This window comes from Chthoniobacter sp., from assembly GCF_040003245.1.
Lineage (GTDB): Bacteria > Verrucomicrobiota > Verrucomicrobiia > Chthoniobacterales > Chthoniobacteraceae > Chthoniobacter.
Genome location: NZ_JBDUCX010000156.1, coordinates 1 through 15,569, shown reverse-complemented (window position 1 = coordinate 15,569; position 15,569 = coordinate 1). Strand labels below are relative to the sequence as shown.

Sequence of the window (15,569 nt, the reverse complement as noted above, 5' to 3'; positions counted from 1 at the left end):
TACCGCGGGGACTTCGCTAACTTTTTGCAGAAAGGATGAAATATCCGGGTTAGGCGACACATCTTGACAAAGGAAGAAAAAGCATTTCCCTCTTTGGTCTGTCGCGGTTAGCAATTTATGACGTCTAAGGCAATTGTCGTCGCGCACTTCAGAGAAGACCTTTCGTGGCTGGCAGATCTTTCCGACGAATGGATAGTCTGGCTTTACCATAAGAGTCCAGACCACGCGACTGCACCGCCGGGCGGCCGAGAGCCCCAAAGCAAGCCGATGCTTTTGCCGAATATCGGACGGGAAGCGCATACTTATCTTTATCACATTGTCCAACACTACGACGACCTCAAAGGGGAAATTGTCTTTTGCCAGGGCAATCCGTTTCCGCACGACCGCAAGTTCATCCATCACCTCGCCTGCGATGAGGTACGGTGGTACGGGCGCATCTGCGAGTGTGACATCCACGGCAACCCCCATTGGGTGGGGGCTAAGTTTCTGGCCAGCGAGTACTGCCGGGTCTTCGGTCTACCGATCCCCGATAGTTATCGATTCGTCTCTGGAGCCCAGTACCGCCTCCACGCGGAACAGATCAAAAAACGTCCCAGGAAGTTTTACGAGACGCTCCTCGCCGTCAGCGAGATCCAGCGTGATCATCCGTGGAACCTGGAGCGCCTTTGGCCCATCATCTGGAATGTGCCGCTCGCTTCCAAGGCGATGGCCGACGTCCAAAGGTGTCCTAGCAATCATCCCGCCGCTCTATGATCTATATTCAAATCGCCGCTTACAAGGACCCGGAATTGGTGCCGACGATCCAGGACTGTCTGGAAAAGGCGAAATGGAAGGATGCGTTGCGCTTTGGGATTTGCTGGCAGCGGGAGGAGGGTGATCAGTGTCTGGCACCGTTTCAGTCGGACCCTCGCTTTCGGATCGATGCGGTGCCGTGGCAGGGGAGCAAGGGGCTCTGCTGGGCGCGGGCGCGGATTCAGGGGATGTACGAAGGCGAGGATTACACGTTGCAACTCGATTCGCACCATCGGTTTGCGCAGGATTGGGATGAGCAGCTCCTCCGGTTCATGGAACTGACGGGGAGCCAGAAGCCGATCTTGACGGCTTATGCCGGGATGTATTCACCGAAGACGAATCGGAAGCAGAATGAAGATCCGTATAAGATGGTGGCGGATCGCTTTACCCCAGGTGGGACGATTCTGTTCCGGCCGAACTCGATCCAAGGATGGCGGGATTTGAACAAGCCGGTCCGGGCGCGGTTTGTCTCGGGGCACTTTTTCTTCACTTTGGGGAGTCATTGCACCGAATACAAATACGATCCGCATTTGTACTTTGCCGGGGATGAGATCAGCCTGGCGATCCGGTCTTATACGCTGGGTTACGATCTGTTTCATCCGCATCGGACCTTGATCTGGCACGAGTATACGAGGGAGGGGCGGGTGAAGCATTGGACGGATCATACGATGGAGAACAAGCCGGTGGTGGGGCTCGCCTGGCATGAGCGGGACGTGATCAGCAAGCGGCGGCTGCGCAAGATGCTGCGGGAGGAGGACAATGAGGAGGACGTGACCGGTTACGATCTTGGGACGGTGCGGACGCATCGGGAGTATGAATTGTATGCGGGGATCGATTTTGCCCGGCGGCGTCTGCACAAGGAAACCGTGCAAGGTGCGGAGCCACCGAGCACCTATGTGAACGACGCACAATGGGAGGAAAGCTTCGTCTCGGAGCACAAAGTGACGCTGCAATGGGATACGGCGCAAATCGAGAAGTGCGACGATTACCAGTTCATTTACTTCGGGGTGGAAGACGATCTCGGCAACGTGCTGTTTCGTCATGACGCGACGCCGGAGAGCCCGGAGGCGACGCTGTCGATTGCGAAAAAGGTGGTCTCGATCCGCTCGGCTTACAAGCCGTCCAAGCTGGTGGTGTGGCCGGTGAGCAAATCGCGTGGCTGGTTGAAAAGAGTGGATTACGCCCTGTGATCGCGGGGGAGAAGGCTAGCGTGGCGCCGATCCCGACCGGCGCGGGAGCGGAGAAAAGGGTGGTGATCGTGGGCAACGGGGCCTCGCTGCTCGGCGGGAGAAATGGCGCGTGGATCGACCAGCACGATGTGATCGTGCGCTTCAATCTCTTTCAAACCGAGCGATACGAGCAGGATGTGGGGACGCGGACGACGATCTGGTTCAACAACCGCGACGCGGAGTCGCCGGTCATCCAAAAGCGGCTGCGGCAACACACGTTGGAGCGCATTTACGTGCACACCTGGGTGCACACGGAGAAGGCGGTGCAATCCTTTCAAGAGCACCTGCGCCGACTGCAATTGACGATTCCGGTGGCGGCTGTCGACGCGGGGGTCCTCGCCCAGATGACGACCTATCTCGGCCGGCGGTACAGCATGTTTTCCACGGGCGCGATCGGGGCGTGGCTGATGTTGCAGGAGTTCCGGTTGGTGACGCTCATCGGGTTCGATTGGTGGCAGGCGTCAGAGCAATTTCACTACTGCGACAACGCCAAGTTCATCCACAACCCGAGGAAGGGGCATCAGCCACAATTCGAGAAGTTATTCTTCGACAAACTCGTGCAGGAAAAGAGAGTGCTCTTTCATCCGCAACAGCCGGCTGCTGGATCGAACGGCAAGAGTCTCCCTGCCCAGGCTCAACCGGCGGTAAACCGCGCAGAATTTACGGGTTCGCGCGAGGAATGGGCAGCCGTTCACCAGCCATGGGAATTACGGTATCATCAAGGGGCGAATTTCCGGTGGCCGCAATTTGAGAAAAACTGGAGTATCCAGTGGAATGATGTCTTTGGCTTCGCGGAAATGAGCCCGCAATCCTTTGGCGAGAAGGATGTCCTGTTCGATGTGGGCTGCGGCTCAAGGCCGGTGCTCGATTTTTTCACCGCGGGGCAAAAATTCTTTTTGGATCCCTTGTTGGATAGGTATGTGAAAATTCCTCCGATGGAGCCCCTTTGGAAGAGCCACGAGGCGTCCCATCGATTTGCCCAACCGGCCGAGGATCGGGTGGAGGAAATGGTCGGCAAATGTGACTTTGTCCTGTGTTGGAACGTGCTGGATCATTCGCATGATCCATTCCGAATCGTGGAGCAGATCCGGGATTATGCGAAGATCGGCGCGAAGGTATTGATCGGAACCGACTTGCGCGAGCGGGCTCACCTCGGTCATCCGGGGATCAGGAGTAAAGCAAAATTCCTGAAGCTGATCGAAGAGAATTTTCGAATCCTCAAGAACGCGCCACGGAATTCGTTTCCGACGTGCCTCGATATCGCTTTACTCTTAAAAAGAGTGTAGGCATGCGCAGTGCCTACAAGCGTTCTAGCGGCCCTCACCAGGAGGCTTCGAATTGTCGGGGATACCTTTTTCGCATTCAATGAAGAGACTGTCTGCTTGATATTCGTGAGTTTCTATAATCGAAAACCAAGTGCGAATCGCGTCTATCCACTCTTCCGCCCGCAACACAGTCGGGTGCAAATTCTGTTTGTTCGCATCCAGAATACGGCTAGGTCGCGTGCAGATATTGAAAGCAAACTTGACCGCACTCAATGAAGAAACGCAGGCAGATGTAGCCGTGAGCAACTGCCAATCCTAGGCTTGTGATCGGCGCCATTCTTTTCCTACCGGATTGAAAGCATCGCCACTGCCTTGGAGTCGGAAAGCTTGAATACTGACTGGTATCCAGCTATTCCGTCCACGGGCTCTTGCCGCCGCTCTGCAGAAGGTCGTCCACGACGTCAGGAACGGTCGCCACGCGCTTTACGTCGAGACGATCCATGCAGTAGTCTCTGGCCTGCTCCCCAAAAGTTGATCCAGGCGCTATGAGAGTTGGCGGCGCGCGAAAGCGCGCCGCACTCTCAAAATGAAACGCAAACGACACACCCCTGAAGAGATCATCAAGAAGCTGCGCGAAGCGGCGACGTTGCTGGCCGCCGGCCAGAGCGTGGAAGAAGTCTGCAAGAAACTGGAAGTCAGTCCACCGACCTACCACCGTTGGAGGCAGGAGTACGGTGGGGCGAAAGAGGAAACCGTGAAGCGCTTAAAGGAGCTGGAGAAAGAAAACGGACGGCTCAAGAAGCTGGTCGCGGACTTGTCCCTGGACAAAGCGATCCTCAAGGAGATAGCGGAGGGAAAATGGTAGGTCCGGCGCGCAAACGCGAAGCGGTCCAGCACGTTGAGCAGGTCCTCAACGTGTCGGAGCGCCGGGCCTGTGGAGTGACCGCCCAACCGCGTGCCACGCAACGTTACCGTGGACGCCGGCGCGACAAGGACGCGAGGCTGATCGCGGAACTGCGGCGTATCTCGGCAGCGCATCCGCGGGCGGGTTACCGTCGGGCGACGGCCCTGTTGCGGCGTGCCGGGCTGGAGATCAACGCCAAGCGGGTGCAGCGGCTGTGGCGACAGGAAGGGCTCAAAGTGCCACGCCGGCAGCGCAAGCGCCAACGGCTTGGGAACAGCGCGGCTGGGACGCAGCAACTTCGCGCTGAGCGAGTCAACCAGGTGTGGAGTTACGACTTTGTCTTCGACCAGACCGAGGACGGGCGGCGGCTCAAATGGCTGCCGATCTGCGATGAGTTCAGCCGGGAACTGGTGGCCCTGGAAGTCGAGCGGCGGATGGAAGCCAAGGATGTCATCCGCATTCTGGACGCAGCGGTGGTCGCGCGCGGGTGTGTGCCGGAGTTCATTCGCAGCGACAATGGCCCCGAGTTCGTGGCCCTGGCGGTGCAGGAGTGGATCGCGCGGCGTGGGTTCCAGACGCTCTACATCAAGCCCGGTAGCCCGTGGCAGAATGCCTACAGCGAAAGCTTCAACAGTCGGTTCCGCGACGAGTTCCTCAACCGGGAAGCGTTCGCCTCGGTGCTGGAAGCAAAAGTGCTCGGCAAAGAGCACCGGCAAAGGCACAACCGGGAGCGCCCGCACTCCTCCCTGAACTATCAAACCCCGGAGGAGTTCGCGCAGCGCAGTCTGGCGGCTGCCTCCGCTACGCTTCGGCAGCCGCCAGACTGCGCCCCTTCCTGCGAAAACTAAACCCATCCACCAACACCCGAAAACCGCCAAAAACTCTCATAGCGAGTGGATCAAAGTTCGGGGGCAGGCCATCTCTATCAGACAGCAGGATTTCTCATGGACAATAGACCGCGGCCCCATTGACGCGAGCTGAGGGGTCTGCTGATAGCTAAAAAAGACGGCGACGGAATTCTCCCGCCACCCCGCCGCTCCCCGCCAAATACAACCCGCTTGCAAGCAGATCAGTTTGGCGCAGGAGCGTCGAGGCCGACGTCGTTGTTCACAGGCTGTGATCGAGATGACCCGGCCCATTGCCTTCGGGATCGGCGAGCACGGTGATGGTCGCGGCATTGCCATCGCGATCCCAGCCGTCGAGCAGCAGGACTGGGATTGCCTGACCTTCCAGTTCTTCCCAGAGAACCGCGGTGATCTGGCGGCCGACGAGCTTGGCGTAGTGCTGGCGCTCGATTTCCGTCGGCTGGCTCATGACGGACTGTGCAATCCGACATGCGTGTCGAGCAGCCCGTGCAACGCTTCCGTGCGGCGCGGCAACTCAATGAGATTGCCTTTGAGCGCCTCGGTGAAAGCGTTGAACAGCGACCAGGCGTTTCGGGGCTGAAACGCCTCGTGCCGAGGCTCGCGCCATTCGTGAAGCACCCGGGGAATCAGCTTGTTCGGGCACACTCCGACGTCGGTGGCACGAACGACGAGGTCATGCGCGGTCCGATCTTCAATCTCGGTCAGCTTGTAGATCGAGAGCCGGGTGTCCTGGTGATGCCAGCGATCCATGAGTTTTCCGACGGCCGATTGGACCAGGCGAGGCAGATCCCGGGTGATGTGGGTGGTGTGCTTGCGGGCCAGCTTCACCTCTCCGGAGAAGCTGAGATTGTCGCAAATAAATATTTGCGCTCCAGCGACGATGCCCGCGGGGAACGTCTTGTCGTGACTGTTGCGCAGGCCGAGTACCCAGCAGTAATCCTCATCGGATTCACTGCGCTGAATCTCCATGAGCCCGAAGTAACGCAGCCCTTCGTGGCTGAGGCTGTGAGCTTGGGTGCCTACGACGAGCCCATTGGCTTTCAGCGTGTGCTCGACCTGGGCGACCAGCTCGAGGTGCGGGATCGGCGTCCAGGTGTCCGTGGCGTGGGGCGTCGAGACGCGCTGGACATCATTGCGATCGACCGCGCGGGCGCCGCAGTGAAGCAGCAGATTCGGGCGCGGTCGTTTGGTGGTAACGGGTGGTGGTAGTTGATCGAGAAATGCGATCACGGATAGTTCCTTTCTTTTTTTAGCTGTCAGCGAGAGCTGGCAGCGGATTCGAGTTGTACGACGCCGGGCCGCACACTTCGTGTGGTTCCACTCCGACCGCCTGGCCGGATAAGCACCACACTCTATGTGCGGCCCTGGCATCGTGTGCGGCCTTCGCGATCTACTGGCGTTGGCTAGATCCGGACGGTCTGAAGTGACCGGAGCGTTTGCCGCACGGACGAGATTTCCTTCTCGCTGGCTTTGTTCTCGCGCTGCACCTGTTTGAGCAGGTCGCCGAGCTTGTTGAGGCCGGCGATGGCGTTGCGAAAATCGCCGCGGACGACTTCGATTTGGGCCAGCGCGATTTCGAGCGCCGGCTTGTCTGTAGTGATAGCTTTTGACTCGGGAGCACCCTGCGGGGCGCCGTTGGTGTTGGGCATGGTTTCCTTCGTGGGTTGTTCCGCCGGTGGCGGAGGGTTGGGATTGTGGGACTCGTTTTGCACCGCCGGCGCCGAAGGCGGTGGTGGTGTCGGCTGGACGGGAGCCGAATCGGGACGGACCGGCATGACGATCATCTGCCGGCCACCGGCGCTGAAACGCACCGGGGACATCGAGTCGATGACCTCCAATTTGAGCAGGCCAAAGCGCAGAGCCTTGGTAACCAAATGGCGATTGAGATGCACAGTAACGTCCCGGCCCAGTGGCTTCACTCCGTCGAGGCCAAGCCGCGTCCATTGGTCATCGCCTGCCGATTTGCTCAGGAGCCGCACGTGCCGGTCCTTGATCTCCACGCCGAGAGAGTGATTGATCGCATCGTGATCAGGTAGCCGCGCGATGGTTTGCATGATCGCCTCGACCAATTTCGGTTCGACTTCGAGGGTGGTCTGCGTGCCCTTTCCGTTCGGCACCACTTGGCGCCAGTTGGGATAGTTGCCTTGAATCTGGCGGCTCACGAAGCGCCAGCGCCGGCTGAGGATTTCGAAGGGCGGGGGATCGTCCTCCTTCTCCTTCGGGTTTACTTTCAACTGCCAATCCCCGTCCGCGTTGAATTCCTTCCATTCCAGGAAGCGATGGCTTGGGATGAGCAGGGACTCCCGGAGTGGCAACTCGAAGGAGTTGCTGCTGAACAAGTGGCGGCCATCGGTGCCGACGACGTAGTGAGCCTTGGGCTTCGAAACGTCGAGGAAGGCCCCGGTGAGGATCAAACGGGTATCGTCGGTGCTGGCGCATTGCAGCGCTTCGTGGATGGAGCGGCGGAGCGAATCATCCAGCGTGATCGGTTCACCGCGGATTTCCGCGATGGACGGGAATTCCTCGACCGGCAGCGATTCGCAGCGGTGCTCGATGATCTGGCCGGCTACCGGGAATTTCAGGGCGACGCGCTGCGGGGCCACTGGCGCTAGGATCAGGGTGTCGCCGGCACGGCAGCCCTTGGCCGTGTGGGTCAGTTCCTCGTAGGGCACGAGGAACGCGACGGGTTCGCCTTGGTCGGGAGTGTCGAGCCGCGCCACGAGGGCGGTGTCGAGGTCGGTCACGCCGAGTTCAACGTGACCAGTGGGCGTGCGCTCGATGCGCACATGGGACAGTATCGGCAGTGTGTTGCGTTTGCTGATGACCTTGCCGAGGCCCGCAAGGGCGGGCTTCAGCTCCGAAATCGGCAGAGAGATGGGATTCATGGAAGTTTCCTTTCGGTTAATGAATGCACGAAGGGCCGGGCACGCCCGCGAGGAGCGCACCCGGCCCGCGGGTGGTGGTTGGGTCGGTCGCCGAGAGATGGCGGCCGTTGGTTTCACTTCTTGATTACGGGCCACTGGCACCAGAGCCAGAATCCGGCGATCGCTGCGATGAGGAGCAGGGTCAGGACGTGCCAGAACCCGCTCACGACGACGAGGGCGAAGCCGCCGATGGACAGCAGCACGATGGCCTGCAAACAGGTTTTCCAGGAGGGCATCATGCTTCGCCTCCTCCAGGTTGCCTGGCTCCACGCGCCTTGTGTGATTTCGGCGACGGCTGACTCTTCTTCTGCTTCTGGTCATCGGCCCGCACGAGATCGACGAGCACCTTCATGACGCCGAAAACGACCAGCGAGATGCCGATGGCTTTCAAGCCGTCACCGATGGGTGTGAAATCGGGCTGAGCGACGGAGCAGCCTTGCAGCAGCATCGCGATGCAAGCCGGGATGGGTATGAATTTCATGGATTGCCTCCTTTCAGGCAGGAATGCGAAAGGCCCACCCTCCTTGCGGAGAGCGGGCCTTTTCGCGTGGTTTGATTGTGTGGTTAGAGGATGGATTTCCCTTTGCTGGGCAACCATCCGCCTTTCACGCCGCTTCTTCGGTGGACTCTTCCCTCCGGTATTTGAGCTGGTCGGTCGTGCATTCCTCCCCCCGGATGTCGTCTCGCGTTCCGAGATAGACGGCCTGGTAGATGCTCCCGCTCTCGCGGAACGCATAAAGGTAACGGCACTCGACGACCTGCCCGGCTTGCGGGATCTCGTGATTCGCCGGGATCGTTACGTTTCCAGCCGGGCCAATTCGGTCGCCGTTGAAGAGCAGCAGCGAAACGCTGCGCTTGGCGTTGGTCTTTCCGACAATGAACGACGCCGTCGCACAGAACTTGTGTTTGATCTGCGGACCGCCACTGGCCGGACGACCGGCGGTGTAGGGCGCATCAGTGCGCTTGAACACGACCCCTTCCGCCCGTGAGGTTTTGAGCTGATGAAACAGCGCGGCCTTCTGTTGGTGCAGAAAGACCGTGTGAACGAGCTGGATGTGGCGATGTTGGAACGAAGCCAGCAGATTCATGAGCCGCAGGTACCGCTCGTTGTAGGGCAATTCCTGGACATCCTCGCCACCGATGAACAGCACGTCGAAAGCATGCAGCGTTTCGCCAATGGCTTCCCCGTCCAGCAACAGGTCGCAGGAGCACTTCGCCACGTCCGCCACCAGTGACTGCGGCAACGCGATGGCCAAACCGAGCCGGTTGATTCCGGTGATCGCGTCGCCCGTCTTGCGGACGAGCAGCCGGCGGCCATCGTGTTTCTCCTGCATCCAATAGGCGGGATCGGAGATAAGGCGCTCGACCTGGTCCACTTCGACCGAATTGAGCAACTGGCATTGGATGCCGGTCGCCTGGCCGGCTTTGTCGGTCCCGTGGTAGGGCGTACCGTCCTCGCCGGGCGCGTAACCTTTGGCAGTTTTCTCCGCGACGAGCTTGTCGTAGAGGCGCTTGGCCTCGTCGTAGGGGACAGGCATTTGTGTTTTGGTGCCGGTCTGCAGCGTGGCGCCGCGCCGACCGTAAGCGAATTGGACGACGTAACCGCCGTCCTGTGGGGCGATGCTCGCCTGATAGACCTTATCCGAGCTGCCCTGTTTGAAATAGAGCGTCGTGTGCTCCATGATGATCTCCTTTCTGATTATGGGTTGTTGTTTTGCGGAAAGTGAAAAGCCCGGTCCATCGCTGGAACCGGGCTCTTTCCGTAAAGTTTGTGACTTGTTCCGCGGCGTTAGAAGGCTTCCGCTTTTCCACCAAACATTTGGATGAGGTGGGCCATAGCCGTGGCAACGCGCTTGACATCCAGTTGATCCGAGCAATGCAGGCGAATTCCGGGGGAACTCCCTGATTGGCCACCCACCCAGACAGTAAAGACATCGCTTTGTCCATCAGCACATTCTGCCTGCACGAAGTCCCCGTTCTCGCTGTCAGCAATCATTTTCACCCGTGTGCTGAAAGTGTGCGGATCGAAAGTTTCCACATGATCCGGGCTCTGTAGAATCATCCTGTCCGTCAGTTTTCCAAACCACATTCGCTGGCCCGCCGCTTTGATCTTTCCGTTGATGAATTCAAGCGTCTCCTTGTAGTTCGGGTCCCAATTTTGGAAGCCGAGTCCTCTAGGCCAAGGCACTTCCTCATCAGATACGGCGCTTTGAATTCTTTCTTTTGCCACCTCAATGTTTCTCGTGCTCTCCGCGGCCGCAGCCTTTGCCTCACGCGCAATCACAGCGTTGTTTGCGGCTTTTTGTGCGGGAGTCAGCGGAACTCCGGGCACCGCCGTGAACGGTACGCCGCTCGTTGCCTTGCCCGGCGTTGGGAATGACGATGGCGGACTTGCACTTCGCGTCACTGGACGGGGTGTTGCAGCCACAATTTTGGTCGGATCAATGCGAATCGCCAATGACGTGGCGTTCAGCGCGACAATCTGTTCTGGTTTCAGCTTGGTTGCAGGGATTCCGGCCACCCCGGCCGCATGCGCAATGCCAACGGTTGCGCCGTCAAACGAGGTCAGTTCGACCTGCGAGTATTTTGAGCCATCTACTTCTAGCGTCAAAGTTGGCACTGACTTGGCGGGCGTGGCATTCGCGGAGCGTTGACGCTGGCGATAGACGTCCAGACTGTTGCTCCACCTCGTTTGAATCGCGTCCAGTTTGGCTGAAAACTGCGGATACTTCGGACGTAAGGTTCGGATGGTGCCGAGGGCTGTCGCCGCCTCTTGTGGCAAGGATTCCATTTGAGTATCGGGTGGATAATTGATCGCCGCGATGATTCCGCCCCGAGCAATCTCCTGCCTTTTTCCATTCGGTAGGATGGCAGTCGCGATAATGGCGTTCGTATTGGTGATGGTCACGAACTCAAGCGTCTCGGCATATGTGATCGGGATGTCTGAGTAGATGACAAGACCGCGAGCGGGGGTGGCGGCGAGAGCCCCGCATGGGACAAGGATCGCCATGATGGCGATCCATTTCAGGATGAACGATTTCAGTGATGCTCCTTTCTTTGAGGGTTGTTGTGAGTGCTGAATGCGGGGCCGGAATGAGGCGGCAGGATATTCCTGATCAAGAACATAGCCACCCGATTCATTGCCTACGGTCAAGGTCCGAAACAGGAACATGAAGCACGTGCGCAATCTCATCGGACCCCAGGTGCGAAAGATGCGATTTGTGCGGGGGCTCACTCAGGATGAGTTGGCGGCTCGTCTCCAGCGGGCGGGTTGGGATGTCAGCCGTGTTTCGGTTGCCAAAATTGAGGCGCAGCTCCGCTGGGTAACGGATTGCGAACTCTATATGCTCGCTCATGCCCTTCAAACGCCGCTGGAGGAATTCTTTCCAAGCGCAAAGCAGGTAAAGCAGTTCGTCGGTTCACCAGGCTTCAAGCGAAATTGATGCCGCTGGATCGAAGACCGGCTCGGTGGACTTCCGAACCGGCCTCAATCATCTATCCGCGCCAAGCACGGCACTATGCCGGGTGGCGTATTATGCCGGGTGGATGATGTTCGCCCAAGCAGGCGACCCCATCTTCACCCGGCATAGTTTTTTCAGGTTCACAGGCTTCTGAGGAAGGCCAACAGTGAGTCCTCTGCCTTGAAGGGACGCCATACACCTTCGCTCGGGGCTGCCTTGGCCAGCACCTTGTTCATCTTGCTTTGTCCCTTTCACCGCTTGGGTGACGGACAAAGCATAAAGACTATGCCGGGTGAAAGGACCCAATGCCCGTCTGGTTGGACCCTCCACCCGGCATAATACGCCACGCGGCATAGTGTAGGTTATGGAGTTAACTCCATAAGCGGCACTCACGAAAGAACTCGCAGGCCGCGCACCCAAAGCCCGGTGAAGGCACGAAGTCTTCGCTTTCCACACCGCGCACGTAGGACTCGACCTGGCGGAGAAAGCGAGTGGTTTGCGTGTCCGTGGCGGGGCCGTCCTCAACCACAACCAGCTTGGGCGTCTTGGTTTTGACCAAGTGATGCAATTCCCGGGCGCTTTCCCGACGGTCGGTAGCTTCGCGGTAGAGCAACGAGTAGGCCGTGAGCTGCGCTTCATTGGTGTGGAGCGCCATCCCTGCGTTGGGCGTTTTGCCCGAAGTCTTGAAGTCCACGATGCGCCCGCCCGCCCGAACGAGATCCAGCACACCGACGAGGATGGGCAGGCCGTGTGACGCCAAGTCTCTCTCGACCGTGACTTCCACGGCTTCGGGCCTTTCGTCCACGGGAATGGGGCTTTCCCGCAGGTACATTTCGACGAGTGCCAGAGCCTCTGCTTTCGCGGCGGCTTCTGGCTCATCCTCGGCCCACACGATGGACTCGTCCTCCGGTAGGACCCAAGCCTGCTCGAAGACGGCCCGCACAGTGTCCGAATCCAGCGATGTCCGGCGCCAACGGGCCAGGTTCCATTGTTGAAGAACCGCGTGGACTACAGTGCCGGTGTGACGGGCAGCCGTATTGGGTTTGGTGATGCCGGCGAGGTAGCGGAAGTAGAACTTGAGGCGGCACTGGAGCCACGTCCCCAATCGGGAAGCCGAAACCGTGCGGAGCAAGTCCTGCTTGGTGCGCCCCGCAGGCGCCGCCGGTGTGGAGACCGGCGGCGCCGCGGGTGTCGTGGTGGTTGGATCGATGGCGGCGATCATTGCCTGCCGCCTCCGCCGGCTGAGGCGCGCTCCGGACGATAGCCGCGTTTGCCGTTGCGCCGACCGTCTCCGTGGCGTTCCAGCAGTTCGTCGATGAACCCGGAGGCTTGCAGCTTGTCGAGCTGCCGGACGCCGACATCGAACATCTCTACGGCGAGGTGTTCGACCTCGTTTTTATCGAGCCCTTTCTCGCGGACGATCCGCTCGATGAACTCACGCTGCTTGTCGCTACAGCGCCAGCGATCGCTACCGTTGCCGTTCGCTACAGGTCGCGATTCCTGGCTGCGACCATTGCCGCCAGCGTGTTGGCCGTTGCCGTTGCTTACTTCGGCCGTGGGCTTCATGCCGTAGGTGCTGGCGTCGGGCATGAAGCCAACTGCCCGGATCTCCCGATCCACCGCATCCTGCAAGATGCCATAGAGCCGGGTGCTGGCTTCTTCGACCGTGCTGAGGTCGCTCAGCTCCGTGCGGATGGTCACAGAGTATTGGTGGGAAGAATAGTTGGGCAGGCCCAGCTTCTTCGCGTAGGTGGCCTCAAAGGTAATGGCCATGGTGTTGTTCCTTTCGGTTGTGGGTTTTGGTGAAAACGCAAAAAGCCCGGCCGTGTTGGCCGGGCTCTTTAGCGTTTGGGTTGTTTGATCCGTCAGTGTTTTGGCCCGCGTGGATCAGGTGTGGGCGGTTCCTCGCGAACTACTGCGCTTTCTCGGGTCTCTCCGTTTCCCAGCCGCGACAGGCCCTCACGAATAAGCGTGGAGGCGAGTTGGGTCATGGGCACACGTCTGGATTTGGCAACATGGTAAAGGGGTGAGATCAGATCACGCTGAAGGCGAGGACTGTAGTATTTGGCGATTGCCAAAGGTGGACTCCTTTTGATTGAGGTGAATTGCCGTGCGAGGGCATTAACAAGGAGCGAAGCGCCGGTCGTGCGACCGAGAGCTAACGCCCGCTTATATCATTATGGACAGATTTCGCCGGATTCGAGAGTCCTTGGCGCCGTGTCCTATGCGATTGCTGAGCGCGATGGAGGAGTCCGAGGTCGGTGCAACCATCGCGTTCAGAAACGCTTGAGGATCTCAAGCTTACCATCTGCGAGAATAGCGGTGACCAAACCGTTCCCTACATCGAGACAATAGTTCCGGCTTTTCGGCCTGATCTTCTCTCGCGCCTCCTTTCCCGACGTATGGCCGACGATCTGGTTGATCCCCGTAAACGGCTCCAGATTGTCCCAATCCATCCAGAGCGGCCCACCGACGCTCTGATTTCCACCGCGGTCCACGCCAACGCCAAAAGTGGGATCGATGACGTGCTTTCTGGCGTTTTCCATGCACTCCTCCAAACGGGCCCGAATTTCCTTCATGGTCGGCTCCTGGATCCAAGCCGGATGAAATCCGGCGTGGCTGAGGAGCCAGCCATGCTCGGCGTGGGCCAGTTGGGAAACGCCGCCTATGCTTCGGCCCAAGGATTTCCCGAATCCCTCTGGCCTTCGGTCCGGTGAAACCGGGGCAATAGAGTCGCGGCTCGACCGGGCAAATATAGGCGGCATCGTGATTGCCGAGAAGGAAAACGTCCTCGTTGGAGTCCATCCTGTCGCGCAACCAGCGGGCCGTCGGACGGGCGTCGCTCACGTTGTATCCGAAAGCGTCGAAAAGTCCCCCAGGAAAACGACCCGCCCGTATTCCTGAGTCTGGAGCCAGTAGTCGGCGGTTTCGACGTAGTTATGGAGGTCTGGGATGATTAAGGTTCGCACGGCGTGATGCGGCTCAATCGAACAGGATCGGCCTCCGATTTATCCGGGCCTTTCATTACCTCCAGAACGCGCTTCTGCTCCCGGTCGGACATCAATTTCGTGGACCGAAGCCTAACTACCTTTTGTTTAGCCCGAATTGCCAACCCCATTCAGAAGATAAACCCTATCCCTTACGTCGCAGATGATGAACTCTTCCAGTGCGGGCGCAAGTGCTCTCATTCGTGGATCGTATAAGGCAATAGCCGCTACCGCTTCAATGATGAACGTTTCACCTAACGAGTCGTTCGCCTTGTAGATGGCAGTGGAACGATGGTGCTGGAGATGCGACCAAATCCGGTTCCCAATATTTTTGCCCATTGACGCCTTGCCTATGTAAACCCCGAGCCGGCTGGGATCAGTCTCCTGGTATCCGCAAAGTAAATAAACTCCTGGATAGCCTCCGAAGGTCCGGCCCCAGTCATGTGAATCCCAAGGAATGTTGGCGATGACGGAAACGCCCTCAGGGTTGGAAGCTTGCAAGTGCGGTATTTTGAACTCTTCGACCAGGAAATTATTGAACTTATCAATATCGACGTTGATCTGACTGAGAATATTTTCGTATTTCGCGATAGTCATGTGCGTTTTTGGTTCTTCTGGTCAATACATCATACACATTGGGCAGGCCGAGGTTAAAGAATGCGGAATTTATTACGAAGGCGCTGAGCTTGGAATAGCTGTGGCGGGACGAATCAGTGAAAAGCGATAGGGACGGGAGAGCGAATGAAGGTGGAAGTCCAGTATGATGCGGTGACTTTTTAGGCTGTAGATTCACAATGCATAAGCCGGTGATGCCGATGCCTCAAAGAATATCGCGCCGACCGATCCAAGATTTATCTTCGTTCATTGTGCCGATTCCAAAGTCTATAGTTTGCGTTGGCTGAAAAACTGCCAGAGCCGGACCATCGCCAGAGTGTCTAGTCGGCAGTAGGCAAGAAGTTGACGTTCGATTTCACTTTTGCGCTCGGCGCTGGTGCCGCGCTGGGCAGCCTCGGAATACGCTTCCATCGCCTCCCCACCATCCTGCACGCCGTCAAGTGCGGCGTAGCTTAATTCCGGCACTGCGGTTGACCGGACGCATCTTTTCGAGCCACTGGGAGAGTTAGTCCAAGGGACTGATTGG

At 58.5% G+C, this 15,569-nt stretch carries 16 protein-coding genes and 1 pseudogene; 5 read left to right on the top strand and 12 right to left on the bottom strand.

Annotated elements, in window-relative coordinates:
• Positions 1-117: 117 nt before the first annotated feature.
• The 4 genes from ABJF10_RS19900 to ABJF10_RS19885 all read left to right on the top strand — a co-directional run bounded on the left by ABJF10_RS19900 (position 118) and on the right by ABJF10_RS19885 (position 5,038).
• Positions 118-753: a DUF3431 domain-containing protein gene (locus ABJF10_RS19900; RefSeq protein WP_348546355.1), complete on the top strand. Its 636-nt coding sequence runs from the start codon at positions 118-120 to the stop codon at positions 751-753.
• Positions 750-1,982 (top strand): GlcNAc-transferase family protein, encoded by a 1,233-nt coding sequence (locus tag ABJF10_RS19895; RefSeq protein ID WP_348546354.1) that lies wholly within the window; start codon positions 750-752, stop codon positions 1,980-1,982. The genes ABJF10_RS19900 and ABJF10_RS19895 overlap by 4 nt, the downstream gene beginning before the upstream one ends.
• 20 nt (positions 1,983-2,002) lie before the next feature.
• A complete protein-coding gene (locus ABJF10_RS19890; protein WP_348546353.1) occupies positions 2,003-3,307 on the top strand; it encodes a glycosyltransferase family 29 protein in 1,305 nt (434 codons plus the stop codon).
• A gap of 565 nt (positions 3,308-3,872) precedes the next feature.
• Positions 3,873-5,038, top strand: a protein-coding gene (locus ABJF10_RS19885) for an IS3 family transposase (RefSeq protein WP_348546352.1) whose coding sequence is annotated in 2 segments (ribosomal slippage) — positions 3,873-4,137 and positions 4,137-5,038 — 1,167 coding nt in all. Because the reading frame shifts where the segments join, the coding sequence is not laid out codon by codon here.
• A 259-nt stretch (positions 5,039-5,297) separates the two neighbouring features.
• Here the strand turns inward: ABJF10_RS19885 and ABJF10_RS19880 are convergent.
• From ABJF10_RS19880 to ABJF10_RS19850, 7 genes are all read right to left on the bottom strand, one after another.
• Complete coding sequence (locus ABJF10_RS19880; protein WP_348546351.1) at positions 5,298-5,504, bottom strand: hypothetical protein; 207 nt, start codon at positions 5,502-5,504, stop codon at positions 5,298-5,300.
• Positions 5,501-6,286, bottom strand: a complete 786-nt coding sequence (locus tag ABJF10_RS19875) for a DUF932 domain-containing protein (RefSeq protein WP_348546350.1) — start codon at positions 6,284-6,286, stop codon at positions 5,501-5,503. The genes ABJF10_RS19880 and ABJF10_RS19875 overlap by 4 nt, the downstream gene beginning before the upstream one ends.
• A gap of 173 nt (positions 6,287-6,459) precedes the next feature.
• Positions 6,460-7,941, bottom strand: coding sequence for a DNA polymerase III subunit beta (locus tag ABJF10_RS19870; protein WP_348546349.1), 1,482 nt, complete (start codon positions 7,939-7,941; stop codon positions 6,460-6,462).
• 113 nt (positions 7,942-8,054) lie between these two features.
• Entirely contained in the window at positions 8,055-8,219 is a 165-nt protein-coding gene (locus ABJF10_RS19865; protein WP_348546348.1) for a hypothetical protein, read from the bottom strand.
• Complete coding sequence (locus tag ABJF10_RS19860; protein ID WP_348546347.1) at positions 8,216-8,461, bottom strand: hypothetical protein; 246 nt, start codon at positions 8,459-8,461, stop codon at positions 8,216-8,218. Before ABJF10_RS19860 ends, ABJF10_RS19865 begins: the two co-directional genes overlap by 4 nt.
• Before the next feature lie 124 nt (positions 8,462-8,585).
• On the bottom strand, positions 8,586-9,662 hold the full coding sequence (locus ABJF10_RS19855; RefSeq protein ID WP_348546346.1) for a WGR domain-containing protein: 1,077 nt from the start codon (positions 9,660-9,662) through the stop codon (positions 8,586-8,588).
• A 107-nt stretch (positions 9,663-9,769) separates the two neighbouring features.
• Positions 9,770-11,152, bottom strand: a complete 1,383-nt coding sequence (locus ABJF10_RS19850; protein WP_348546345.1) for a hypothetical protein — start codon at positions 11,150-11,152, stop codon at positions 9,770-9,772.
• On the opposite strand from ABJF10_RS19850, the gene ABJF10_RS19845 reads away from it, so the two are divergent.
• Positions 11,151-11,423: a helix-turn-helix transcriptional regulator gene (locus tag ABJF10_RS19845; RefSeq protein WP_348546344.1), complete on the top strand. Its 273-nt coding sequence runs from the start codon at positions 11,151-11,153 to the stop codon at positions 11,421-11,423. The two genes, ABJF10_RS19850 and ABJF10_RS19845, sit on opposite strands and share 2 nt — an antisense overlap.
• A gap of 388 nt (positions 11,424-11,811) precedes the next feature.
• Here ABJF10_RS19845 and ABJF10_RS19840 read toward each other — a convergent pair whose 3' ends face one another.
• The 5 genes and pseudogenes from ABJF10_RS19840 to ABJF10_RS19820 all read right to left on the bottom strand — a co-directional run.
• Positions 11,812-12,663 carry a PD-(D/E)XK nuclease family protein gene (locus ABJF10_RS19840; RefSeq protein ID WP_348546343.1) on the bottom strand — a complete coding sequence of 284 codons (852 nt, stop codon included), beginning with the start codon at positions 12,661-12,663 and terminating at the stop codon, positions 11,812-11,814.
• On the bottom strand, positions 12,660-13,214 hold the full coding sequence (locus ABJF10_RS19835) for a hypothetical protein (RefSeq protein WP_348546342.1): 555 nt from the start codon (positions 13,212-13,214) through the stop codon (positions 12,660-12,662). Before ABJF10_RS19835 ends, ABJF10_RS19840 begins: the two co-directional genes overlap by 4 nt.
• 503 nt (positions 13,215-13,717) lie before the next feature.
• The gene (locus tag ABJF10_RS19830) at positions 13,718-14,020 is read right to left on the bottom strand and encodes a hypothetical protein (RefSeq protein ID WP_348546341.1); all 303 of its coding nucleotides are present in this window, start codon (positions 14,018-14,020) and stop codon (positions 13,718-13,720) included.
• Positions 14,021-14,536: 516 nt separating this feature from the next.
• On the bottom strand, positions 14,537-15,025 hold the full coding sequence (locus ABJF10_RS19825; RefSeq protein WP_348546340.1) for a GIY-YIG nuclease family protein: 489 nt from the start codon (positions 15,023-15,025) through the stop codon (positions 14,537-14,539).
• A 285-nt stretch (positions 15,026-15,310) separates the two neighbouring features.
• Positions 15,311-15,569: pseudogene (locus tag ABJF10_RS19820) on the bottom strand (hypothetical protein); the annotation flags it as partial.